Annotated in this window: 24 protein-coding genes; 12 read left to right on the top strand and 12 right to left on the bottom strand. The window is 70.4% G+C overall.

Annotated features, from left to right (window positions below; genetic code table 11):
* Positions 1 to 116: 116 nt before the first annotated feature.
* The 3 genes from H7I87_RS08465 to H7I87_RS08455 are packed head-to-tail and all read right to left on the bottom strand — an operon-like array spanning position 117 to position 3,106.
* Complete coding sequence (locus H7I87_RS08465) at positions 117 to 1,286, bottom strand: acyl-CoA dehydrogenase (RefSeq protein WP_003878960.1); 1,170 nt, start codon at positions 1,284 to 1,286, stop codon at positions 117 to 119.
* An 18-nt stretch (positions 1,287 to 1,304) separates the two neighbouring features.
* Positions 1,305 to 1,826 (bottom strand): 5-(carboxyamino)imidazole ribonucleotide mutase, encoded by a 522-nt coding sequence (purE, locus tag H7I87_RS08460; RefSeq protein WP_003874531.1) that lies wholly within the window; start codon positions 1,824 to 1,826, stop codon positions 1,305 to 1,307.
* Positions 1,823 to 3,106: a 5-(carboxyamino)imidazole ribonucleotide synthase gene (locus H7I87_RS08455; RefSeq protein ID WP_023860898.1), complete on the bottom strand. Its 1,284-nt coding sequence runs from the start codon at positions 3,104 to 3,106 to the stop codon at positions 1,823 to 1,825. Before H7I87_RS08455 ends, purE begins: the two co-directional genes overlap by 4 nt.
* Positions 3,107 to 3,226: 120 nt before the next feature.
* Between H7I87_RS08455 and H7I87_RS08450 the strand changes: the two genes are divergently transcribed.
* Positions 3,227 to 3,892, top strand: a complete 666-nt coding sequence (locus tag H7I87_RS08450; RefSeq protein WP_019734189.1) for a GtrA family protein — start codon at positions 3,227 to 3,229, stop codon at positions 3,890 to 3,892.
* Here the strand turns inward: H7I87_RS08450 and H7I87_RS08445 are convergent.
* Genes H7I87_RS08445 through H7I87_RS08435 form a run of 3 tightly spaced genes read right to left on the bottom strand, consistent with a single transcriptional unit; the run spans position 3,847 to position 6,802 of the window.
* Positions 3,847 to 4,365: a PH domain-containing protein gene (locus H7I87_RS08445; protein WP_009978777.1), complete on the bottom strand. Its 519-nt coding sequence runs from the start codon at positions 4,363 to 4,365 to the stop codon at positions 3,847 to 3,849. The genes H7I87_RS08450 and H7I87_RS08445 overlap by 46 nt on opposite strands.
* A 41-nt stretch (positions 4,366 to 4,406) precedes the next feature.
* Positions 4,407 to 5,231 (bottom strand): biotin--[acetyl-CoA-carboxylase] ligase, encoded by an 825-nt coding sequence (locus H7I87_RS08440; protein ID WP_031347658.1) that lies wholly within the window; start codon positions 5,229 to 5,231, stop codon positions 4,407 to 4,409.
* Positions 5,232 to 5,248: 17 nt separating this feature from the next.
* A complete protein-coding gene (locus tag H7I87_RS08435; RefSeq protein ID WP_019732478.1) occupies positions 5,249 to 6,802 on the bottom strand; it encodes an FAD-binding protein in 1,554 nt (517 codons plus the stop codon).
* 39 nt (positions 6,803 to 6,841) lie between these two features.
* Between H7I87_RS08435 and H7I87_RS08430 the strand changes: the two genes are divergently transcribed.
* From H7I87_RS08430 to H7I87_RS08400, 7 genes are all read left to right on the top strand, one after another.
* Positions 6,842 to 8,482, top strand: a complete 1,641-nt coding sequence (locus tag H7I87_RS08430; RefSeq protein ID WP_003874526.1) for an acyl-CoA carboxylase subunit beta — start codon at positions 6,842 to 6,844, stop codon at positions 8,480 to 8,482.
* The gene (locus H7I87_RS08425; protein ID WP_011725969.1) at positions 8,479 to 8,739 is read left to right on the top strand and encodes an acyl-CoA carboxylase subunit epsilon; all 261 of its coding nucleotides are present in this window, start codon (positions 8,479 to 8,481) and stop codon (positions 8,737 to 8,739) included. The genes H7I87_RS08430 and H7I87_RS08425 overlap by 4 nt, the downstream gene beginning before the upstream one ends.
* Positions 8,736 to 9,368, top strand: coding sequence for a Maf family protein (locus tag H7I87_RS08420; RefSeq protein WP_019732479.1), 633 nt, complete (start codon positions 8,736 to 8,738; stop codon positions 9,366 to 9,368). The genes H7I87_RS08425 and H7I87_RS08420 overlap by 4 nt, the downstream gene beginning before the upstream one ends.
* Before the next feature lie 146 nt (positions 9,369 to 9,514).
* Entirely contained in the window at positions 9,515 to 10,411 is an 897-nt protein-coding gene (locus H7I87_RS08415; RefSeq protein WP_003878966.1) for a sulfurtransferase, read from the top strand.
* Positions 10,412 to 10,421: 10 nt separating this feature from the next.
* Positions 10,422 to 10,844 (top strand): SufE family protein, encoded by a 423-nt coding sequence (locus H7I87_RS08410; protein ID WP_023860896.1) that lies wholly within the window; start codon positions 10,422 to 10,424, stop codon positions 10,842 to 10,844.
* A gap of 123 nt (positions 10,845 to 10,967) precedes the next feature.
* Positions 10,968 to 12,764 (top strand): acetyl/propionyl/methylcrotonyl-CoA carboxylase subunit alpha, encoded by a 1,797-nt coding sequence (locus H7I87_RS08405; protein ID WP_003874521.1) that lies wholly within the window; start codon positions 10,968 to 10,970, stop codon positions 12,762 to 12,764.
* 184 nt (positions 12,765 to 12,948) lie between these two features.
* Positions 12,949 to 13,383 carry an STAS domain-containing protein gene (locus H7I87_RS08400; RefSeq protein WP_010949949.1) on the top strand — a complete coding sequence of 145 codons (435 nt, stop codon included), beginning with the start codon at positions 12,949 to 12,951 and terminating at the stop codon, positions 13,381 to 13,383.
* Here the strand turns inward: H7I87_RS08400 and H7I87_RS08395 are convergent.
* Both H7I87_RS08395 and H7I87_RS08390 read right to left on the bottom strand, forming a co-directional pair.
* Positions 13,354 to 14,142 carry an RNA polymerase sigma factor SigF gene (locus H7I87_RS08395; protein WP_003878969.1) on the bottom strand — a complete coding sequence of 263 codons (789 nt, stop codon included), beginning with the start codon at positions 14,140 to 14,142 and terminating at the stop codon, positions 13,354 to 13,356. The two genes, H7I87_RS08400 and H7I87_RS08395, sit on opposite strands and share 30 nt — an antisense overlap.
* On the bottom strand, positions 14,139 to 14,576 hold the full coding sequence (locus H7I87_RS08390) for an ATP-binding protein (RefSeq protein ID WP_003878970.1): 438 nt from the start codon (positions 14,574 to 14,576) through the stop codon (positions 14,139 to 14,141). The genes H7I87_RS08395 and H7I87_RS08390 overlap by 4 nt, the downstream gene beginning before the upstream one ends.
* A gap of 107 nt (positions 14,577 to 14,683) precedes the next feature.
* Between H7I87_RS08390 and H7I87_RS08385 the strand changes: the two genes are divergently transcribed.
* Positions 14,684 to 14,833 (top strand): hypothetical protein, encoded by a 150-nt coding sequence (locus tag H7I87_RS08385; RefSeq protein WP_003874517.1) that lies wholly within the window; start codon positions 14,684 to 14,686, stop codon positions 14,831 to 14,833.
* Between the two features lie 188 nt (positions 14,834 to 15,021).
* Here the strand turns inward: H7I87_RS08385 and usfY are convergent, their stop codons facing one another.
* The 4 genes from usfY to H7I87_RS08365 form a co-directional block, all read right to left on the bottom strand.
* Complete coding sequence (gene usfY / locus H7I87_RS08380) at positions 15,022 to 15,333, bottom strand: protein UsfY (RefSeq protein ID WP_003874516.1); 312 nt, start codon at positions 15,331 to 15,333, stop codon at positions 15,022 to 15,024.
* A 60-nt stretch (positions 15,334 to 15,393) separates the two neighbouring features.
* Entirely contained in the window at positions 15,394 to 15,777 is a 384-nt protein-coding gene (locus H7I87_RS08375; RefSeq protein WP_003874515.1) for a hypothetical protein, read from the bottom strand.
* Between the two features lie 196 nt (positions 15,778 to 15,973).
* Positions 15,974 to 17,314 (bottom strand): L-lysine 6-transaminase, encoded by a 1,341-nt coding sequence (gene lat / locus H7I87_RS08370; RefSeq protein ID WP_009978790.1) that lies wholly within the window; start codon positions 17,312 to 17,314, stop codon positions 15,974 to 15,976.
* A gap of 51 nt (positions 17,315 to 17,365) precedes the next feature.
* Complete coding sequence (locus H7I87_RS08365; protein ID WP_003874513.1) at positions 17,366 to 17,818, bottom strand: Lrp/AsnC family transcriptional regulator; 453 nt, start codon at positions 17,816 to 17,818, stop codon at positions 17,366 to 17,368.
* Positions 17,819 to 17,848: 30 nt separating this feature from the next.
* Here H7I87_RS08365 and hglS point away from each other — a divergent pair, with 30 nt between their 5' ends.
* The 3 genes from hglS to H7I87_RS08350 are packed head-to-tail and all read left to right on the top strand — an operon-like array spanning position 17,849 to position 21,340.
* The gene (gene hglS / locus H7I87_RS08360) at positions 17,849 to 19,108 is read left to right on the top strand and encodes a 2-oxoadipate dioxygenase/decarboxylase (RefSeq protein ID WP_009978791.1); all 1,260 of its coding nucleotides are present in this window, start codon (positions 17,849 to 17,851) and stop codon (positions 19,106 to 19,108) included.
* Positions 19,105 to 20,634, top strand: coding sequence for an L-piperidine-6-carboxylate dehydrogenase (gene amaB / locus H7I87_RS08355; RefSeq protein WP_009978792.1), 1,530 nt, complete (start codon positions 19,105 to 19,107; stop codon positions 20,632 to 20,634). Before hglS ends, amaB begins: the two co-directional genes overlap by 4 nt.
* A gap of 46 nt (positions 20,635 to 20,680) precedes the next feature.
* The gene (locus H7I87_RS08350) at positions 20,681 to 21,340 is read left to right on the top strand and encodes a TetR/AcrR family transcriptional regulator (RefSeq protein ID WP_009978793.1); all 660 of its coding nucleotides are present in this window, start codon (positions 20,681 to 20,683) and stop codon (positions 21,338 to 21,340) included.
* Positions 21,341 to 21,373 lie beyond the last annotated feature (33 nt).

Here is a 21,373-nt window from a genome sequence, read left to right as displayed (position 1 = left end):
TGGCGGTGCGTGGACGGGTGGCCGGTGCCTGTTTACCGGCCGTCGGTCTGGACTTCACCCACCGGGGAAATCCTATGCGGTACCGCTGGGCTTTTCCCAACAGCCACGCGCAACGCTCAGCGCAACAGCGCCCGCGACATCACCACCCGCTGAATCTGATTGGTGCCCTCGTAGATCTGGGTGATCTTGGCGTCGCGCATCATCCGCTCGACCGGGAAGTCCTGCGTGTACCCGTAGCCGCCGAACAGCTGCACCGCGTCCGTGGTCACCTCCATCGCGACGTCGGACGCCAGGCACTTCGACGCCGCGGAGATGAACCCCAGGTGCGATTCGCCGCGCTCGGCGCGGGCGGCGGCGTGGTACACCATCAGCCGGGCCGACTCCACCTTCATCGCCATGTCAGCGAGCATGAACTGCACACCCTGGTTGTCGCTGACCGGTCGGCCGAACTGCTTGCGCTCCTTGGTGTATGCGATGGCGGCGTCCAGCGCGCCCTGCGCGATCCCGACGGCCTGGGCGCCGATGGTGGGCCGGGTGTGGTCCAGCGTCGCCAGCGCGGTCTTGAAGCCCGTGCCCGGCTCGCCGATGATCCGGTCGCCCGGGATGCGGCAGTTCTCGAAGTACAGCTCGGTGGTCGGCGAGCCCTTGATGCCGAGCTTCTTCTCCTTGGGCCCGACGGTGAAGCCCTCGTCGTCCTTGTGCACCATGAACGACGAGATGCCGTTGGCGCCCTTGTCCGGATCGGTCACCGCCATCACCGTGTACCAGCTCGACTTGCCGCCGTTGGTGATCCAGCACTTGGCGCCGTTGAGGATCCAGTCGTCCCCGTCGGCGCGGGCCCGGGTGCGCATCGACGCCGCGTCGCTGCCGGCCTCGCGCTCGGAGAGCGCGTAGGACGCCATCGCCGAGCCGTCCGCGATCGACGGCAGCACCTGCTTCTTCAGCTCGTCGGAGCCGCGCAGGATCAGCCCCATGGTGCCCAGCTTGTTGACCGCGGGGATCAGCGACGCCGAGGTGTCGACGCGGGCGACCTCCTCGATGACGATGCAGGCCGCCACCGAGTCGGCGCCCTGCCCGCCGTACTCCTCCGGCACGTGCACGGCGTTGAACCCCGCCGCGTTCAACGCCTCCAGCGCCTCCTGCGGGAACCGGGAGTTCTCGTCCACGTCGGCGGCGTGCGGAGCGATCTCCTTTTCCGCCAGCGCCCGGATCGCGGCACGCAGCTCCTGGTGCTCCTCGGGCAGTTGGAACAGATCGAAGTCGGGGTTTCCGGCCCATCCAGCCATCTCTAACGCCTCCTAGTGCTACTGACCGGTAACTTTACCGTGCAGCCTTTGCAGCGCCTCATCCTTGGCCCGCACGCTGTCGGCCAGCTGGGTCTGGAACTCGACGATGCGGGCCCGCAGCCCCGGGTCGGAGGCGCCGAGGATGCGCACCGCCAGCAGGCCGGCGTTGCGGGCGCCGCCGATGGAGACGGTGGCCACCGGCACCCCCGCGGGCATCTGCACGATCGACAGCAGCGAGTCCAGCCCGTCCAGCCGGCCCAGCGGCACCGGGACCCCGATCACCGGCAGCGGTGTCGCCGAGGCGACCATGCCGGGCAGGTGGGCGGCGCCGCCGGCGCCGGCGATGATCACCTCGATGCCCCGCCCGGCGGCGTCGCGCGCGTAGTCGAACATCACCCCCGGCGTGCGGTGCGCCGAGACCACCCGCACCTCGGCGGGCACGTCGAACTCGGCCAGCGCGGCCGCGGCGTCGGCCATCACCGACCAGTCGCTGTCGCTGCCCATGATCACCGCGACGCGAGGAGCTTCGGTCACGCTCATTGATGCCGCTCCTGTTCGTGTGGGTCCCATCCGTCCGTCCACTGCCCGTGGGACAGCCAGTGCGCCGCCAGCTCGGCGCGCCGCCGCAGCGCGGCCAGCCCGGCGGTGTCGGCGGCGGGGAAGTCGCCGAGGAAGTTGATGTGACCGACCTTGCGGCCGGGGCGTTCCGCCTTGCCGTACAGGTGCACCCGGGCGTCGGGCATGCGCGCGAACAGGTGGTGCAGCCGCTCGTCGACGCTCATCCGCGGCCGCTCCCGGGCGCCCAGCACGTTGGCCATCACGGTGACCGGCGCCAGCGCGTCGGTGTCGCCGAGCGGATAGTCCAGCACCGCGCGCAGGTGCTGCTCGAACTGGCCGGTCCGCGACCCGTCCATGGTCCAGTGCCCGGAGTTGTGCGGACGCATCGCCAGCTCGTTGACCAGCAGCGCGCCGTCGGTGGTTTCGAACAGTTCCACGGCCAGCACGCCGACCACGCCGAGCTCGCCGGCCAGCCGCAGCGCCAGCCGTTGCGCGTCGGCGGCCAGGTCCTCGCCCAGGCCGGGGGCGGGCGCGATCACCTGCACGCAGATGCCGTCGCGTTGCACCGTCTCGACCACCGGCCACGCCGCGCCCTGCCCGAACGGCGACCGGGCCACCAGCGCGGACAGCTCCCGGCGCAGGCTCACCTGTTCCTCGGCCAGCACCGGCACGCCGTCGGCCAGGAAGGCGGCCGCGATCTCCCGGGCGTGCACCGGGTCGCGGGCCATCCGCACGCCGCGCCCGTCGTAGCCGCCGCGGACCGCCTTGACCACCACCGGGCCACCGACCCGCCGGGCGAAGGCGTCGAGCTCGTCGAGGCTGTTGATCTCGGCGTACCGCGGCACCGGCACACCCAGGGATTCCAGCCGCCGCCGCATCACCAGCTTGTCCTGCGCGTGCACCAGGGCCTGCGGCGGCGGCGCCACGTTGACGCCCTCGGCGACCAGTTTGTCCAGCAGTTCGCCCGGCACGTGCTCGTGATCGAAGGTCAACACGTCGGCGCCCGCGGCCACCCGGCGCAGGTCCTCCAGGTCGGTGTGCGAGCCGATCACCACGTCGGACGCGACCAGCGCGGCCGACTCGTCGGCGGCGGTGGCCAGCACCCGCAGCGACTGGCCCAGCGCGATCGCGGCCTGGTGGGTCATCCGGGCGAGCTGGCCGCCGCCGACCATGGCGACGACGGGGACGGCGCGGGGAACGGCTCGGGGCGCCGCTTTCGCGGAGGCGGCGCCCGGCGGGCGGGTACTCGGCACGGCCATCATGGTGTCACGGCGAACAACCGGGTGCTAAATGCCGGCGGCCGCCGTGTTGAGCGGGGCTGACACAGAATTGTTATGTACGATTTTGCGTCGATTTTGTGTCCGTCCGTAGACTGACGTGTTGTGTCCTTCGCCGAAGCCACGATCGCGCGTTTGCCCAGGCTTTTGCAGCCCTATTTGCTACGCCACCACGAGCTGATCAAATTCGCCATCGTCGGCGGCACCACATTCGTCATCGACTCGGCGATTTTCTACACGCTGAAGCTCACCATTCTGGAGCCCAAACCGGTGACCGCCAAGGTGATCGCGGGCATCGTGGCGGTCATCGCGTCCTACGTGCTGAACCGGGAATGGAGCTTCCGCAATCGCGGCGGCCGCGAGCGTCACCACGAGGCGCTGCTGTTCTTCGCGTTCAGCGGGGTCGGGGTGCTGCTGTCCATGGCGCCGCTGTGGTTCTCCAGCTACGTGTTGCAGCTGCGCCAGCCCACGGTGTCGCTGACGGTGGAGAACGTGGCCGACTTCATCTCGGCCTACATCATCGGCAACCTGCTGCAGATGGCGTTCCGGTTCTGGGCGTTCCGGCGCTGGGTATTCCCCGACCAGTTCGCCCGCGACCCCGACAAGGCGCTGGAGTCCGCCCTCACCGCCGGCGGTATCGCCGAGATCTTCGAGGACGCGTTCGAGGACGACGGCGGCAACGTCACGCTGTTGCGGGCCTGGCACAACCGGGCCGGCCGGCTGACTCAGCTGGGCGATTCCTCCGAACCCAGGGTGTCGAAGACCTCGTGATACAGCAGCGCGTGCACCTCGCGCAGCCGCGGAATGTCGTGGAACTCCAACGGATCCTGTGACGCCGACTCGATGATCAGCGTGCCGGTGCGCAGCATCCGCTCGGTGATCCGGTCGCGGAACTCCACGCTGTTGATCCGGGCCAGCGGAATGTCGATGCCGGTGCGGGTGGCCACGCCGTGCCGGAACATCACCCGCCGGTTGGTCACCACGAAATGGGTGGTCAGCCAGCCGAAGAAGGGCCACAGCGTCAGCCAGCCGACGATCACCAGCCAGATCCCCCAGATCACGCCGTGGATGATGTTCTTGGCGAGCTGCTCGAAGTGCGTCGAGTCGAGGTAACCCGAGCCGAACGCCGCCAACCCGGTGCCGAGGATCAGCACCAGCACCGGCCCGATCAGCCGCTTCCAGTGCGGGTGGCGGTGCACGATGACGTGTTCGCCGGCGGCCAGAACGTTATCCGGGTAGCCCATGCCCGCCGACCTTAGCCGGGCCCGGTGCCGGGCGGGTGCGGCTAGCGCAGATGCACCACGTCGCCGGCGGCGACGACGACGGTTTGCCCGCCGCTGTCCAGACACAGCCGGCCCTGGTCGTCGATGCCGCTGGCGGTGCCCTCGACGTGTTTGCCGCCGGGCAGGTCGGCGCGCACCCGGGTGCCGATGGTCAGGCTGCGGGCCCGGTAGTCGGCGGCCAGCGCCCAGTCTGCCCCGCGCGCGGCCTGCCAGCTGACGATGCGCCGGCCGAGCTCGCGCAACAGCCCGGACACCAGCGCGGTGCGGTCCGGCGCGGCCACCCCGAGGTCGAGCAGCGAGGTGGCGCCGGGGCCGTCGATCTCGTCGGCGGACTGAGTCACGTTGAGCCCCAAGCCGATAACCACCACCGGCTTGGACACCTCGGCGAGGATTCCGGCCAGCTTGCCCGGCGAGCCGGCCGGCCCGGCCAGCACGTCGTTGGGCCACTTCAGCCCGACCGCCACCCCCGCCGGCTGCAGCAACGGGGCCACCGTGTCGACCACCGCCACCCCGGTGGCCAGCGGCAGCCAGCCCCACCCGGCGGTCGGGACGTCGACGACGCTGACCCCGACCGACATGGTGACCTGGGCGCGGGGCGTGGCCGACCAGCCCCGGCCGTGCCGCCCCCGCCCGGCGGTCTGGTGCTCGGCGATCAGCACCGCCCCGGCGACGTCGTCGCCCGCCGCCGCGCGCGCCAGCAGGTCGGCGTTGGTGGAGCCGGTCTGCTCGACGACGTCGAGCCGGCGCCAGCCCAGCCCGGTGCCGATCAGTTCGGCGCGCAGCGCGGCGGCGTCCAACGGGGCTCGAAGCCGGTCTCGGTCGGTCACCGGACCCAGCCTAGAACTCACGGCCGGCGGTCGCGCATGTCCAGCACGGCCAGATGGCTGAACAGCATGCTGGTTCCGATCGGGTTGCCGCCGCCGGGATAGGTGGTGCCGCTGGGGGCGGCCATGGTGTTGCCCGCCGCGTACAGCCCGGGGATGGGCCGGCCGGCGGTGTCCAGCACGCGGGCCGCGGTGTCGGTGCGCAGACCGCCCTTGGTGCCCAGATCGGAGACGCGGAACGCGGCGGCGTGATACGGCGGTGTGTCGATGGGCACCAGCGGGGAGGCGCCCGCCGAGAAGGCCCGGTCGAACGCCTCGTCGCCCCGGCCGAAGTCCTCGTCGACGCCGGAGGCGGCAAACCCGTTGAACCGCAACACCGTTGCCGTCAGCCGCTGCGCGGGAACGCCGATCTTGGCGGCCAGCTCGGGCAGGCTGTCCGCGGTGTGCCACAAGCCGGCGGCGACGTATTTCTCGGTCTCGACGAGGGAGACGTTGGTCGCCTTCACCGGCGGCACCGCACCCTCCTTGTCGTCGTAGATCATCCAGTACGGCAGCCTGAGCGACCCGTCCCGCAGTTGGGCCAGGATCTGCCGGCCGACCCGGTCGTAGGCCATGGACTCGTTGACGAACCGGTCGCCGGACTGGTTGACGAAGATGCCGCCGGTGAACCACAGCGCGAACGCCGAGCGGCCGTCGGGATGGGTCAGGCCCGGCGACCACCACGCCTGGTCCAGCAGGTCGGTGTCGGCGCCGACGGCGATGCCCGCCTGCAGCGCCAGGCCGCGACTTCCCGGGCCGCCCATGGTGTCTCGCGCCTGCCCCGGCACCCCGTAGGCGCGGCGCAAGTCCGGGTTGGCCTCGAAGCCCCCGGTGGCCAGCAGCACCCCGCGCCGGGCGCGGACGGCGCGGCGCTCACCGCCGGTCTCGACCACCGCGCCGACCACCCGGCCGTCGCTGCGCACGAGCTCGACCAGGGCGGTGTCGCGCCGCAGCGTGGCCGTCGGGAACTCGCCGATGGCCCGCAGGAATCGCGCAATCAGGGTGCGGCCCCCGAGGTAGTAGTCGGACGGCGGTTCGGCGCCGAGCCGGTCGGTGTCCAAGGGCCCGCGGATCAGCGTCCGGAATTCGGGGGCGGCGGCCACCGGCAGCGGCTTGGCGGCGATGTGGCGTTGGCCGTCCAGCCGCGCCTTGGGCGCCTTGCCGTAGTAGTCGGGCCAGGGCAACGGCACGAACGCCAGGCGCGGGTCGGCCTCCAGGTATTCGATCAGCGGGGCCCCGCCGCGCACATAGGTTTCCTGCAGCTCGCGCGGGGTGCGGTCGCCGACCACGGCGTGGTAATAGGTGAGCGCGTCCTCGATGGTGTCGTCGGTGCCCGCGCGGATCAGCACCGGATTGCACGGGAACCAGACACCGCCGCCGCCCGAATAGGCGGTCGTGCCACCGAATTTCGACGTCGCCTCGACGAGCAGCACCTCGAGGCCCTCGCGCGCCGCGGTGTAGGCGCCGGTGACGCCGCCGGCACCGGATCCCGCCACCAGCACGTCGCACTCCGCGGTCCACTGCACCGTGCCCATAGTCAGCGCAGCCTATCCGCGCCGCTAAGCTCGTCTCCCATGACGAGCGTTACCGACCACACCGCCGAACCCGCCGCGGAACACTCCATCGACATCCACACCACCGCGGGCAAGCTGGCCGAGCTGCACAAGCGCCGCGAGGAGTCGCTGCACCCGGTGGGTGAAGAGGCCGTCGAGAAGGTGCACGCCAAGGGCAAGCTGACCGCCCGCGAGCGGATCCTGGCCCTGCTCGACGAGGACTCGTTCGTGGAGCTGGACGCGCTGGCCCGGCACCGCAGCAAGAACTTCGGCCTGGAGAACAACCGCCCGCTCGGCGACGGCGTGATCACCGGCTACGGCACCATCGACGGCCGCGACGTGTGCATCTTCAGCCAGGACGCCACCGTGTTCGGCGGCAGCCTGGGCGAGGTGTACGGCGAGAAGATCGTCAAGGTGCAGGAGCTGGCCATCAAGACGGGCCGCCCGCTGATCGGCATCAACGACGGCGCCGGCGCCCGCATCCAGGAGGGCGTCGTGTCGCTGGGCCTCTACAGCCGCATCTTCCGCAACAACATCCTGGCCTCGGGCGTCATCCCGCAGATCTCGCTGATCATGGGCGCGGCCGCCGGCGGGCACGTCTACTCCCCCGCCCTGACCGACTTCGTCGTCATGGTCGATCAGACCAGCCAGATGTTCATCACCGGGCCCGACGTCATCAAGACCGTCACCGGTGAGGACGTCACCATGGAGGAGCTGGGCGGCGCGCACACCCACATGGCCAAGTCGGGCACCCTGCACTACGTGGCCTCGGGCGAGCAGGACGCCTTCGACTGGGTCCGCGACCTGCTCAGCTACCTGCCGCCCAACAACGCCACCGACCCGCCCCGCTACGCCGAGCCGCACCCGGCGGGGGCCATCGAGGACAACCTCACCGACGAGGACCTCGAGCTGGACACGCTGATCCCGGACTCGCCCAACCAGCCCTACGACATGCACGAGGTGATCACCCGGATCCTCGACGACGACGAGTTCCTGGAAATCCAGGGCGGTTACGCGCAGAACATCGTCGTCGGGTTCGGCCGCATCGACGGCCGGCCGGTCGGGATCGTGGCCAACCAGCCCACCCAGTTCGCCGGCTGCCTGGACATCAACGCCTCGGAGAAGGCGGCGCGGTTCGTGCGGACCTGCGACTGCTTCAACATCCCGATCATCATGCTGGTCGACGTCCCGGGCTTTCTGCCGGGCACCGGCCAGGAGTACAACGGCATCATCCGGCGCGGCGCCAAGCTGCTGTACGCCTACGGCGAGGCCACCGTCCCCAAGATCACCGTGATCACCCGCAAGGCCTACGGCGGCGCCTACTGCGTGATGGGCTCCAAGGACATGGGCTGCGACGTCAACATCGCCTGGCCGTCGGCGCAGATCGCGGTGATGGGCGCCTCGGGTGCGGTCGGGTTCGTCTACCGCAAGCAGCTGGCCGAGGCCGCGAAGAAGGGCGAGGACGTCGACGCGCTGCGGCTGCAGCTGCAGCAGGAGTACGAGGACACCCTGGTCAACCCGTACGTCGCCGCCGAGCGCGGCTACGTCGACGCGGTGATCCCGCCGTCGCACACCCGCGGCTACATCGCCACCGCGCTGCGGCTGCTGGAACGCAAGATCGCCCATCTGCCCCCCAAGAAGCACGGGAACATTCCGCTATGAGTTCCGCCACGAGTGACGAAAACGCTTCGGCCGCAACAGAAGCCGCGCCGCACGAGCCGCACATCCAGATCCTCAAGGGTGAACCCACCGTCGAGGAGGTGGCCGCGCTGGTCACGGTGCTGGGATGCGTCGGCGGCGCGCCGGAGCCCGAGCAGCCCGAGAAGACCCGCTGGGGTCTTCCGGTCGACCGGCTGCGCTTCGCGATGTCCAACTACCAGCGGCTGACCATGCAGCAGATGACGCACCTGAGGCGTTGACCCGCCTGGTGCTGGCCTCGGCCTCGGCCGGCCGGCTCAAGGTGCTGCGCCAGGCGGGGGTGGACCCGCTGGTCGTGGTGTCCGGGGTGGACGAGGACGCGGTGATCGCCGCGCTTGGGCCGGATGCGTCGCCAAGCGCCGTGGTGTGCGCGCTGGCGACGGCCAAGGCCGACCGGGTGGCCGGCGCGCTTCAGGCCGGCGTCGCCGCCGATTGCGTTGTGGTCGGCTGTGATTCGATGCTGTTCATCGACGGCGGGCTGTGCGGCAAACCGGGCTCGGCCGACGCCGCGCTGCGCCAGTGGCGCCGCATCGGCGGGCGGTCCGGCGGGCTGTACACCGGGCACTGCCTGTTGCGGCTGCGCGACGGCGATATCACCCACCGCGAAGTCGAATCAGCTTGCACCACAGTGCATTTCGCCTCTCCCGCCGAGGCGGATCTGCGGGCGTACGTGGCCGGCGGGGAGCCGCTGGCGGTGGCCGGCGGCTTCACCCTGGACGGCCTGGGCGGCTGGTTCGTCGACGGGATCGACGGCGACCCGTCCAACGTGATCGGCGTCAGCCTGCCGCTGCTGCGGACCCTGCTGGCGCGGGTGGGGCTGTCGGTGTCCGCCCTGTGGGCGGCCGACTGACGCCCAACGTCGAGCCAACTGACGCCCAACGTCGAGTTGTTGGGCCGAAAACCCGAAATTCCCGACAACAAGTCGACGTTGGCGCGCCGTGCCACCGACAAAGTCGACGTTGGGCCCCGAGCAACGAGATGGGTAGGCTCGAAACCGTGCCACTACCGCCCGATCCACACCCGTCCCTGCAGGAATACGCGCACCCCGAGCGCCTGGTGACCGCCGACTGGCTGTCGGCCAACCTGGGCGCCCCCGGCCTGGTGATCGTCGAGTCCGACGAGGACGTGCTGCTCTACGACGTCGGCCACATCCCCGGCGCGGTCAAGATCGACTGGCACACCGACCTCAACGACCCGCGGGTGCGCGACTACATCGACGGCGCGCGGTTCGCCGAGCTGATGGACCGCAAGGGCATCTCCCGCGACGACACCGTGGTGATCTACGGCGACAAGAGCAACTGGTGGGCGGCCTACGCGCTGTGGGTGTTCACCCTGTTCGGCCACCCCGACGTGCGGCTGCTCAACGGCGGGCGCGACCTGTGGCTGGCCGAACGCCGCGAGACCACCCTGGACGTGCCCACCAAGACCTCCACCGGCTACCCCGTCGTCACCCGCAACGACGCGCCCATCCGCGCCTTCAAGGACGACGTGCTGGCCATCCTGGGCAGCCAGCCGCTGATCGACGTCCGCTCCCCCGACGAGTACACCGGCAAACGCACCCACATGCCGGAGTATCCCGAGGAGGGCGTGCTGCGCGGCGGTCACATCCCCACCGCCCGGTCCATCCCCTGGGCCAAGGCGGTCGACGAGAGCGGGCGTTTCCGCAGCCGCGCGGAACTCGAGGAGCTCTACGGGTTCCTCCGGCCCGACGACAAGACCGTGGTGTACTGCCGCATCGGCGAGCGGTCCAGCCACACCTGGTTCGTGCTGACGCATCTGCTGGGCAAGCCGGGGGTGCGCAACTACGACGGGTCGTGGACCGAATGGGGAAACACCGTGCGCACCCCGATCGTGGCGGGCGAGGAGCCCGGTCAGGCGCCGGCGGGAGTGTGACGGCGGCGCGATGAGCATCCCCGCGCCGCTGGCCGAAGTGGTGTCCGACTTCGCCGAAGTGCAGGGCCAGGACAAGCTGGCGCTGCTGCTGGAATTCGCCAACGAACTCCCCCCGCTGCCGCCGGAGCTCGAGGAGGCGGCCATGGAGCCGGTGCCCGAATGCCAGACGCCGCTGTTCATGCACGTCGATGCCAGCGACCGGAACCGGGTGCGGCTGCACTTTTCCGCACCCGCCGAATCGCCGACCACCCGGGGCTTCGCCGCGATCCTGGCCACCGGTCTGGACCGCCAGCCCGCCGCCGACATCCTCGCGGTGCCAGAGGATTTTTATGATGACCTCGGGCTGGCCGCGCTGATCAGCCCGCTGCGATTGCGCGGCCTGTCGGCGATGCTCACCCGGATCAAGCGCAGGCTGCGCGAGTCGCCCGGCTAAATCCGGACCGCCTGCATCGGCCCAACGGTGCGGCGCTTAGACTTCCGGAGAGCTCGTAGTAAGAAATTCTCTTAGAGAAGCCCCGCAGCAATACGTCTGCCGATATGCCAAACAGGAGGCGCAGTGGCCAGTCACGCCAGCTCGAGGATCTCCAAGGTGCTCGTCGCCAACCGCGGCGAGATCGCTGTCCGGGTGATCCGCGCGGCCCGCGATGCGGGCCTGTCCAGCGTGGCGGTGTACGCCGAACCGGATGCCGACGCGCCGCACGTCCGGCTGGCCGACGAGGCGTTCGCTCTGGGTGGTCAGACGTCGGCCGAGTCCTACCTGGACTTCGGCAAGCTGCTCGACGCGGCCGCCAAGTCCGGGGCCAACGCCATCCACCCCGGCTACGGCTTCCTGTCCGAGAACGCCGACTTCGCCCAGGCCGTGATCGACGCCGGGCTGATCTGGATCGGCCCCAGCCCGCAGTCCATCCGCGACCTCGGTGACAAGGTCACCGCCCGCCACATCGCCGCCCGCGCGCAGGCGCCGCTGGTGCCCGGCACCCCCGACCCGGTCAAGGACGCCGACGAGGTGGTGGCCTTCGCCAAGGAGTACGGCGTGCCGATCGCCATCAAGGCCGCGTTCGGCGGCGGCGGCAAGGGCATGAAGGTGGCCCGCACCATCGAGGAGATCCCCGAGCTCTACGAGTCGGCGGTGCGCGAGGCCGTCGCGGCGTTCGGCCGCGGCGAGTGCTTCGTCGAGCGCTACCTGGACAAGCCGCGCCACGTCGAGGCCCAGGTGATCGCCGACCAGCACGGCAACGTCGTCGTCGCCGGCACCCGCGACTGCTCGCTGCAGCGCCGGTTCCAGAAGCTGGTCGAGGAGGCGCCGGCGCCGTTCCTGTCGGACGCGCAGCGCAAGGAGATCCACGAGTCGGCCAAGCGGATCTGCAAGGAGGCCCACTACTACGGCGCCGGCACCGTCGAATACCTGGTCGGCCAGGACGGCCTGATCTCCTTCCTGGAGGTCAACACACGTCTGCAGGTCGAGCACCCGGTCACCGAGGAGACCGCCGGCATCGACCTGGTGCTGCAACAGTTCAAGATCGCCAACGGCGACAAGCTGGACATCACCGAGGACCCGGAGCCGCGCGGGCACGCCATCGAGTTCCGGATCAACGGCGAGGACGCGGGACGCAACTTCCTGCCCGCGCCCGGCCCGGTCACCCGCTACGACATTCCCACCGGGCCCGGGGTGCGGCTGGACTCCGGCGTCGAGGCCGGCTCGGTGATCGGCGGGCAGTTCGACTCGATGCTGTCCAAGCTGATTGTGTACGGCGCCGACCGGCAGCAGGCGCTGGCCCGCGCCCGCCGCGCCCTGGACGAGTTCCACGTCGAGGGTCTGGCCACCGTCATCCCGTTCCACCGCGCCGTGGTGCGCGACCCGGCCTTCATCGGTGACGACAACGGGTTCGCGGTGCACACCCGCTGGATCGAGACCGAGTGGAACAACACCGTCGAGCCGTTCACCGGCGGCGAGCCCCTGGACGACGAGGACGCCCGGCCCCGCCAGAAGGTGGTGGTGGAGGTCGGCGGCCGCCGGCTCGAGGTGTCGCTGCCCGGGGATCTGGCCCTGTCCAACGGGGGCTCGGCCGACCCGGCCGGCGTGATCCGCAAGAAGCCCAAGCCGCGCAAGCGGGGCGGGCACGGCGGCGCGACGGCCTCCGGCGACGCGGTCACCGCACCCATGCAGGGCACCGTGGTCAAGGTCGCGGTCGAGGAGGGCCAGGAAGTCTCCGCCGGCGACCTGGTGGTGGTGCTCGAGGCGATGAAGATGGAGAACCCGGTCACCGCGCACAAGGACGGCGTCATCACCGGCCTTGCGGTCGAGGCCGGCGCCGCCATCACCCAGGGCACGGTGCTCGCCGAGATCAAGTAGGGCTCCGGCGAGAGATTTCGCCGACGGCGTTGTCGCGCCCGGGCGCCGGGAGTAGGGTTACCGGCAAGGTTGAGTTCACAGCCGCCCGGGATGCGTCGGTGACGTGGAGGCAGGCTGAATTCCCTGCCCCCGCCGAACTTTTCCGGCATCGCCGACGTGTTCCACAGCACGATCTCCGCACGGGATGGAGTCAGCGATGTCTGTGGCCCAATCTTGGCAGCAAAGCCGCACCGCACAATTCACGGCGCGGTGGGGGCTGACCGGGACCCTGATCACCGTCGACGGCGAACTCGACGCCGCCAACGCCGATCAGCTCGCCGCCTACGTGCAACAGAGCGTCAACCGTTCCCGCCGCGTGATCCTGGACCTGCGTGGCCTGAATTTCATTGGCACCGCAGGTTTTTCGGCCCTGCATCGGATCAACGTGATCTGCTCGGCGGCCCAGACGTCGTGGGCCATGGCGCCCAGCCCCGCGGTGGCGCGGCTGCTGCGGCTGTGCGACCCGGACGGCACGTTGCCGGTGACCACCCCGAAGGCCGAGCCGCTGCTGGAGCCGCGGCGGGCCAACGACGACGAATCGCCCGGGCCGCTACTGCAATTGGTCACGAAGCCGCGTTAGCGACTTGGCCAGCAGCCGCGACACGTGCATCTGCGAGATGCCCACCCGCTCGGCGATCTGGGTTTGGGTCATCGACTCGAAGAACCGCAACACCAGCACGGTGCGTTCGCGTTCGGGCAGCGCCTCGAGCAACGGCCGCAGCGACTCCTGGTCCTCGATGCGGTCCAGCCCGGTGTCCACGTCGCCCAGCGTGTCGGCGATCGCGCGCACTTCCTCTTCTTCGCTGCCGCCGCCGCTGTCGATGGACAAGGTGTTGTAGGAGCTGCCGGCGACCAGCCCCTCGACCACCTCTTCGCGGTCCATCTCCAGCTCCGCGGCGAGCTCCGTCGCGGTCGGCGCCCGGCCCAGCCGCTGCGACAGGTCGGCGGTCGCGGTGCCCAGCCGCAGGTGCAGCTCCTTGAGCCGCCGCGGCACCTTCACCGACCAGCTGTTGTCCCGGAAGTGCCGGCGAACCTCACCCATGATGGTGGGCACCGCGAACGAGACGAAGTCCGAGCCGGCGTCGACGTCGAACCGGACCACCGCGTTGACCAGGCCGACCCGGGCCACCTGAACCAGGTCGTCGCGGGGCTCGCCGCGACCCTCGAAGCGGCGCGCAATGTGGTCGGCCAGCGGCAGGCACCGCTCGACGATCTTGTCCCGTTGACGCTGAAACTCCATCGAGTCGGGCTCGGCAGTGGCCAACTCACGGAACATGTCCGGGACATCGGCGTATTCGTTCGGGCGAGAAACCGAACCGCCGGCAGCTCGCGCTGTCACCTGCTGGAGGCCGCCCGTCGCGCCGTCAGTGTGATGCCGAAGACACTGCCGGCTTCGTTGGGTTCGCGACCGTCATGGAAAGTCTGAACGTCGTCGGCCAAAGACGTCAGCACGTGCCAGCTGAAGCTGCCGGGCGCCACCACGTCGTGGGTGTCGCATGCCGCGGAAGCCTCGACCACTAATTGGTCGTCTTGCGGGTCGACCACGACGATCAGCGTCGCGTCGGGAGTGGCGGAGCGAATCAACCGGGTGCACACTTCGTCGACCGCGAGCCGCAGGTCCGCCACCGCATCGAAATCCAGGTCCTCGAAAGTGCCGATGGCGCCGACCAGGGTGCGCAGCATCGCGAGGTTTTCCAGCCGCGCGGCGACATGGAGTTCGACGGCGCGGTGGCCGCGCGGACGCTTGTCAGCGTGCAATCCAGCATCCTTCATATGGTCTCCCGGCAATGTTCGACTGACACTACTACTGCTCTGCAGCCCACCGTGGACCGTGCGTTCGAGCCGGTTAGTCATGATCGCCGCCGGGAGTTCCGCCCGGGGTGGACGGGCCTGACACCACCGACATGGTCGCGACGCGCCGCCTGCGACGCGTCGCGGTGATCGCCGGGATCACGCTGGACGTATTGATTGTCGTCGCAGCAGGCATTTATGTCGGGGTGTTCGTGATTGTGTCCCCGATGATGGGGTGACGTTCGATTTCGAGGTGACGCGACCGTTTCGGCACTCATCATGGTGCCACCTTGATACCCGCTCGACGCGGCCCGTAACCGCGGATTCGGCTATCCCGCAAAATTTCAGGGCGGCAGCCGTCGCGGCTGGTCCGGCGGCCGGCGACCCGGCCGGCGAGGCCCGGAAACACCGGGGGAAGACGGCGCCGTCAGCTGGCCGGCCACTGCCTGTGCACCTCGGGATGTTCGGCGTACCAGCGGTCGGCGATCCGGCGGATCCGGCGGTGCTCCACGGCCAGCCAGACCAGCCCCAGCACCGCGGCGATGACCGCCGTGACGCCGGCCGTCATGCCCTCGTGATGATGTCCGGTGGCAAACGCCGCAAGGCTTCCGCAGGCTCCGACGACGCCCGCGACGACTAACAGATACCCCGGCCAGTGCAGGACGTCGATCAGCGACTCGCCGGCGAGCGGCCGCGTGGTCCTCAGATGGTCGACGGGGTCGTGAAAGGTGTCTCCCATGGCTGCTCCTCACCGCACCCTCAACGTTAGATCGCGGCCGGGCAAAGCTGAAGGGCAAAGCTACAGGGCCAGCACCGGACCGGCGATCGGGGCGACTCCCATGGCCACCATCAGCGCCATCACGGTCAGCAGGAACCAGCCCGCGCCGTGCCAGCCCCACCAGGTGCCGCGGGCCTTCCACACCCGGTAGGTGCGCACGAACGCCCAGATCCCGCCGGCCAACGCGATCAGCGGGCCGCCGAACGCCAGCAGCGTGCGCTGGGGCGGCCCGCACGCGACGGTGTCCACACCGCCGGTCGGGCAGGTGCTCACCCACACCGCGGCGATCAGCAGGAAGCCGACGGCGCCGGCCGCGCACAGCACGGCGAACCGGATGGCGGCGTGCACCTCACGGTCTTCCTGGCCCAGGCGATCACCGCCCGACCGCTCGTCTGCCTTCTGCATCGTCCTCACTCCCCCGGCTCGGCCCCCCGTCTTGTTTCATCGCTGCCCGCGCCGCAATGGTTACGGCGGCCCGACGGCGGCCGGTGGGCGCCTCGGCGGCCCGCGGACGCGCCGCCCCTGGCGGCCGCGCGGTGGCAGCGCAATGCGCACGGGATCAGATACCCGCCGGCAAACCCGGGTAAACCGGTCCGGGACGCTAGCCCAGGGTCGGCAGCGCGTCGCGGACCGCCCCGATCGCCGCGTCGATCTCGCCGCGCGAGACGGTCAGCGCCGGGCGGAACCGCACCCCGTCGTCGCCCGTGGGCAACACGATCACCCCGCCTCGCCACAGCCGGCCGATCAGCTCGTCGCGGTCCGCCGTGGTGGGCAGGCTGAACGCGCACATCAGCCCGCGGCCGCGGACGTCGAGCACCAGGCCGGGGAACTCGCGGGCCAGGTCGTGCAGGCCGCGCAGCAGGTAGGCGCCCTGCCGGGCGGCGTGCTCGAACAGCTCGTCGGCCTCGATCACCTCCAGGATGCGGCGGGCCCGCACCATGTCGGCCAGGTTGCCGCCCCAGGTGGAGTTCAGCCGCGACGACACCGCGAACACGTTGTCGGCCACCTCGTCGACCCGGCGGCCGGCCATGATTCCGCACACCTGGGTCTTCTTGCCGAACGCCACCACGTCGGGCTGCACGCCGAATTGCTGGTAGGCCCAGGCGGTTCCGGTCAACCCGCAGCCCGTCTGCACCTCGTCGAAGATCAGCAAAGCGTCGTGTTCGTCGCACAGCCGCCGCATGGCCGCGAAGAACTCCGGCCGGAAGTGGCGGTCGCCGCCCTCGCCCTGGATGGGTTCGGCGATGAAGCAGGCGATGTCGTGCGGGTGCGCCGCGAACGCCGCGCGGGCCTGCCGCAGCGACTCGGCCTCCAGGGCGTCGATGTCGGCCCCGCACCGCAGGTGGGGCGCGTCGATCCGCGGCCAGTCGAACCTCGGGAAGCGGGCCACCGTGACCGGCTTGGTGTTGGTCAGCGACAGCGTGTAGCCGCTGCGGCCGTGGAAGGCGCCGCGCAGGTGCAGCACCCGGGTGCCCAGCGCGGGGTCGACACCGCGCCGTTCGTTGTGCCGGTTCTTCCAGTCGAACGCCACCTTGAGCGCGTTCTCCACGGCCAGCGCGCCGCCGTCGACGAAGAACAGATGCGGCAGCGCCGGGTCGCCCAGCACCCGGACGAAGGTCTCGACGAAGCGGGCCATCGGCACCGAGTAGACGTCGGAATTGCTGGGCTTGTTCAGCGCGGCGGCCGTCAGCTCGGCGCGAAACTCCGCATCGCGCGCCAGCGCGGGGTGGTTCATGCCCAGCGCCGACGACGCGAAGAAGGTGAACATGTCCAGGTAGCGCCGCCCGTCCCGGGCGTCATAGAGCACCGATCCGCGGGAGCGGTCCAGGTCCAGCACGAAGTCGAAACCGTCGGTCAGGATGCTGCGCGACAACACCTCGTGCACCCGGTCGGGGCCGGTGCAGGAGCGGGCGCGGGCCAGGCGTTCCAGTGCGGCGGTCATGCCGCCATGGTAGCCGATCTTTACGAAATCATGAGGTACAGACAGTAAGATTTACGGTACATATACCCTATTGTCGTAAAATGTGTTCAATATGATGGTGCTTCGCGTCCTGACGTTCGCGGCGGTCCGGATCCGCTGCAGCAGGTCCTCGAGCGCCCGGGCGGACTCGACGCGCACCAGCAGCACGTAGCTTTCCTCGCCGGCCACCGAATGGCACGATTCGATCTCCTCGATGTGCTGCAGGCGGGCCGGCGCATCATCGGGTTGAGAGGGATCCAGAGGAGTGATGGCCACGAACGCCGACAGCCGGTGCCCGACCGCCTCCGGTTCGATGCGCGCGGAGTATCCCGTGATCACGCCGCGGGCCTCCAGCCTGCGCACCCGCGACTGCACCGCCGAGACCGACAACCGGGCGCTGGCGGCCAGCTCGGCCAGCGTGGCGCGGCCGTCGGCGACCAGCTCGCGCACCAGAATCCGGTCGACATCGTCGAGCGTCTCACTCATGGCCGGAGACTATCGCAGCGGCGGTGCCCGTTGAGCCGGCCGAAATGGTTGCCCGCCTGGCGGTTGCGCGCGATGTTCGCCGCGGGCCTCTCGGCGATGTACGCCGCCGAGGTGCCCGGCTACGCCACCCTGGTGCAGGTGTGCACGCGGGTGAACGCCGATCACGTGGCGCGGCACCCCGACGCCGAACGGTGGGGCTCGCTGCGCCGGGTCACCGCCGAGCGGCACGGCGCCATCCGGGTGGGCAGCCCGGCCGAACTGCGCGCGGTCGCCGATCTTTTCGCCGCGTTCGGCATGGCGCCGGTCGGCTACTACGACCTGCGCCGCGCTGCGTCGCCGATCCCGGTGGTGTGCACCGCTTTTCGGCCGGTCGACGGCAACGAGTTGTCGCTCAACCCGTTTCGCATGTTCACCTCGATGCTGGCCACCCGCGACCGGCGCTACTTCGACCGCGACCTGCGCGCCCGGGTGGACAACTTCCTGGCGCACCGGCAGCTGTTCGATCCGGCGTTGCTGGCCCGGGCCCGGAGCATCGCCGCCGCGGGCGGCTGCGCCGACGATGCCGCCCGGCCGTTCGTCGCGGCCGCGGTGGCGTCATTCGCGTTGTCCGGCAAGCCGATCGAGCGGTCCTGGTACGACGAGCTGTCGCGGGTGTCGGCGGTGGCCGCCGACATCGCCGGTGTCTGCTCCACCCACCTCAACCACCTGACCCCGCGCGTGCTGGACATCGATGAGCTGTACCGGCGGATGACCGGGCGCGGCATCGCGATGATCGACGCCATCCAGGGGCCGCCGGCCACCGGCGGGCCGGCGGTGTTGTTGCGGCAGACCTCTTTTCGCGCGCTGGCCGAACCCCGCCGGTTCCGCGGCGACGACGGCCGCATCACCGAGGGGACGGTACGGGTGCGCTTCGGCGAGGTGGAGGCGCGCGGTGTGGCGCTGACCCCGCGGGGCCGCCGCCGCTACGACGCCGCGATGGCCGCCGACGACCCGGCCGCGGTGTGGGCCAACTACTTTCCCGCCACCGACGCGCAGATGGCGGCCGAGGGCCTGGGCTACTACCGCGGCGGCGACCCGTCAGCACCGATCGTCTACGAGGACTTCCTGCCCGCCTCGGCGGCGGGCATCTTCCGGTCCAACCTGGACGCGGAAACCCCCGGTGCCGCCCAGGCCGCCCCTGCCGTCGACGACTCCGGCTACGACCAGGACTGGCTGGCCGGGGCGCTCGGCCGCGAGATCCACGACCCCTACCCGCTGTACGAGGCGCTTGCCCAGGAGGCCCCCCGATGACTTTGCCCACCGCCGACGAATTGCGCGCCCGCGCCGCCGATGCCCTGCGCTCCCTCGGAGCCCACGTCGAGCTCGGCGCGCCGGACGCGCACGGGCTGCCCGCCAGCACCCCGATCACCGGCGAGGTGCTGTTCACCGTCGCACCCACCACACCCGATCAGGCCGAGCACGCGATAACCCAAGCAGCCCAAGCGTTTTCGGAATGGCGCCGCACCCCGGCCCCGGTGCGCGGCGCGCTGGTGGCGCGGCTGGGCGAGCTGTTGCGCGCGCACCGCGACGAGCTGGCCGCCCTGGTCACCCTCGAGGTCGGCAAGATCACCTCCGAGGCGGCCGGCGAGGTGCAGGAGATGATCGACATCTGCCAGTTCGCCGTCGGCCTGTCCCGGCAGCTCTACGGCCGCACCATCGCCTCGGAACGCCCCGGGCACCGGCTGTCCGAGACCTGGCACCCGCTCGGGGTGGTCGGCGTGATCACCGCGTTCAACTTCCCGGTCGCGGTGTGGGCGTGGAATGCCGCGCTGGCGCTGGTGTGCGGGGACACCGTGGTGTGGAAGCCCTCGGAGCTGACGCCGTTGACGGCGCTGGCCACCCAGGCGCTGATCGCCCGGGCCGCGGCCGACGTGGGTGCCCCGCCCGGGGTGAGCGCGGTGGTGCTGGGCGATCGCGAGCTGGGCGAGCTGCTGGTGGACGACGAGCGCGTCGCGTTGGTGTCGGCGACCGGGTCGGTGCGGATGGGCCGGGCGGTCGGGCCGCGGGTGGCGGCCCGGTTCGGGCGGGTGCTGCTGGAATTGGGCGGCAACAACGCCGCCGTCGTGACGCCGTCGGCCGACCTGGACCTGGCCGTGCGGGCCGTGGTGTTCGCCGCCGCCGGCACCGCCGGTCAGCGCTGCACCACGTTGCGGCGGCTCATCGTGCACCACTCGGTGGCCGACGAGGTGGTCGCCCGGGTGGTGTCGGCGCTGCGCCGGCTCCCGATCGGCGACCCGTTCGAGCCGGGCACGCTGGTGGGGCCGCTGATCCACGAGACCGCTTACCGCGACATGGTGGGGGCGCTGGAGTCTGCGCGCGCCGACGGCGGCGAGGTGATCGACGGCGACCGCAGGCACCCCTTCGCCGTCGAGCACCCGAGCTCTTACTATGTGGCGCCGGCGGTGGTGCGCATGCCCGCGCAGACGCCCATCGTGGCCACCGAGACGTTCGCGCCCATCCTCTACGTGCTGACCTATGACCGGCTGGACGACGCGATTGCGCTCAATAATGCCGTGCCGCAGGGTCTTTCGTCGGCCATCTTCACCACGGACCTGCGCGAGGCGGAACGCTTCCTGGACGAATCCGACTGCGGAATCGCCAATGTCAACATCGGCACGTCCGGCGCGGAGATCGGCGGCGCGTTCGGTGGGGAGAAGCAGACCGGCGGCGGGCGGGAGTCGGGCAGCGACTCGTGGAAGGCCTACATGCGCCAAAGTACCAATACCGTCAATTATTCCGGTGCATTACCGCTGGCCCAGGGCGTCGAGTTCGGATGAATCCATTGTGGCCGGTGTCTCATGTCGTATGAGTACTATCTGACACATGGCGACGGCCCGAAGGCGATTATCCCCCGAAGATCGGCGGGCTGAGCTGCTCGCTTTAGGGGCGGAGGTCTTCGGCAAGCGGCCCTACGACGAGGTCCGCATCGACGAGATCGCGGAGCGCGCCGGGGTGTCGCGGGCCCTGATGTACCACTACTTCCCGGACAAGCGAGCGTTTTTCGCGGCGGTGGTCAAGGACGAGGCCGACCGGCTGTACGAGAACACCAACATGGACGACGTCACCGGGTTGACCATGTATGAGGAGATCCGGGTCGGGGTGTTGGCCTACATGGCCTACCACGAGCAGAACCCGGAGGCCGCATGGGCCGCCTACGTCGGCCTGGGCCGGTCCGACCCGGTTCTGCTGGGCGTCGAGGACGACGCCAAGAACCGGCAGATGGAACACATCATGTCCCGGATCAACCAGCTGCTCGCCGAGGTGCCCGCCACCCTGGAGCCCGACGTCGAGCGGCACCTGCGGGTCATCCTGCACGGCTGGCTGGCGTTCACCTTCGAGATCTGCCGGCAGCGCATCATCGACCCCACCACCGACGCCGACAAGCTCGCCGACGCCTGCGCGCACGCGCTGCTGGACGCCATCGGCCGGGTGCCCGAGATCCCCGAGGAGCTGGGCGAGGCGATGGCCAACTCGCGGCTCTGAGCGGGCCGCGACCATGTCGGTGCCCGTTGGCAC

It is taken from the genome of Mycobacterium timonense (assembly GCF_025821985.1).
GTDB lineage: Bacteria > Actinomycetota > Actinomycetes > Mycobacteriales > Mycobacteriaceae > Mycobacterium > Mycobacterium avium.
This window is presented reverse-complemented; position numbering and strand designations above follow the sequence as displayed.

Excerpts from the sequence above, each read along its gene's own strand:
- H7I87_RS08455 (WP_023860898.1), bottom strand. The coding sequence starts at position 3,106 with ATGATGGCCGTGCCGAGTACCCGCCCGCCGGGCGCCGCCTCCGCGAAA.
- purE (WP_003874531.1), bottom strand. The coding sequence starts at position 1,826 with ATGAGCGTGACCGAAGCTCCTCGCGTCGCGGTGATCATGGGCAGCGAC.
- H7I87_RS08445 (WP_009978777.1), bottom strand. The coding sequence starts at position 4,365 with ATGGGCTACCCGGATAACGTTCTGGCCGCCGGCGAACACGTCATCGTG.
- lat (WP_009978790.1), bottom strand. The coding sequence starts at position 17,314 with ATGACCGCCGCACTGGAACGCCTGGCCCGCGCCCGCTCCTGCACCGGC.
- H7I87_RS08410 (WP_023860896.1), top strand. The coding sequence starts at position 10,422 with ATGAGCATCCCCGCGCCGCTGGCCGAAGTGGTGTCCGACTTCGCCGAA.
- amaB (WP_009978792.1), top strand. The coding sequence starts at position 19,105 with ATGACTTTGCCCACCGCCGACGAATTGCGCGCCCGCGCCGCCGATGCC.
- H7I87_RS08365 (WP_003874513.1), bottom strand. The coding sequence starts at position 17,818 with ATGAGTGAGACGCTCGACGATGTCGACCGGATTCTGGTGCGCGAGCTG.
- H7I87_RS08375 (WP_003874515.1), bottom strand. The coding sequence starts at position 15,777 with ATGCAGAAGGCAGACGAGCGGTCGGGCGGTGATCGCCTGGGCCAGGAA.
- H7I87_RS08425 (WP_011725969.1), top strand. The coding sequence starts at position 8,479 with ATGAGTTCCGCCACGAGTGACGAAAACGCTTCGGCCGCAACAGAAGCC.
- H7I87_RS08430 (WP_003874526.1), top strand. The coding sequence starts at position 6,842 with ATGACGAGCGTTACCGACCACACCGCCGAACCCGCCGCGGAACACTCC.
- H7I87_RS08350 (WP_009978793.1), top strand. The coding sequence starts at position 20,681 with ATGGCGACGGCCCGAAGGCGATTATCCCCCGAAGATCGGCGGGCTGAG.
- usfY (WP_003874516.1), bottom strand. The coding sequence starts at position 15,333 with ATGGGAGACACCTTTCACGACCCCGTCGACCATCTGAGGACCACGCGG.
- H7I87_RS08435 (WP_019732478.1), bottom strand. The coding sequence starts at position 6,802 with ATGGGCACGGTGCAGTGGACCGCGGAGTGCGACGTGCTGGTGGCGGGA.
- H7I87_RS08465 (WP_003878960.1), bottom strand. The coding sequence starts at position 1,286 with ATGGCTGGATGGGCCGGAAACCCCGACTTCGATCTGTTCCAACTGCCC.
- H7I87_RS08400 (WP_010949949.1), top strand. The coding sequence starts at position 12,949 with ATGGAGTCAGCGATGTCTGTGGCCCAATCTTGGCAGCAAAGCCGCACC.
- H7I87_RS08390 (WP_003878970.1), bottom strand. The coding sequence starts at position 14,576 with ATGAAGGATGCTGGATTGCACGCTGACAAGCGTCCGCGCGGCCACCGC.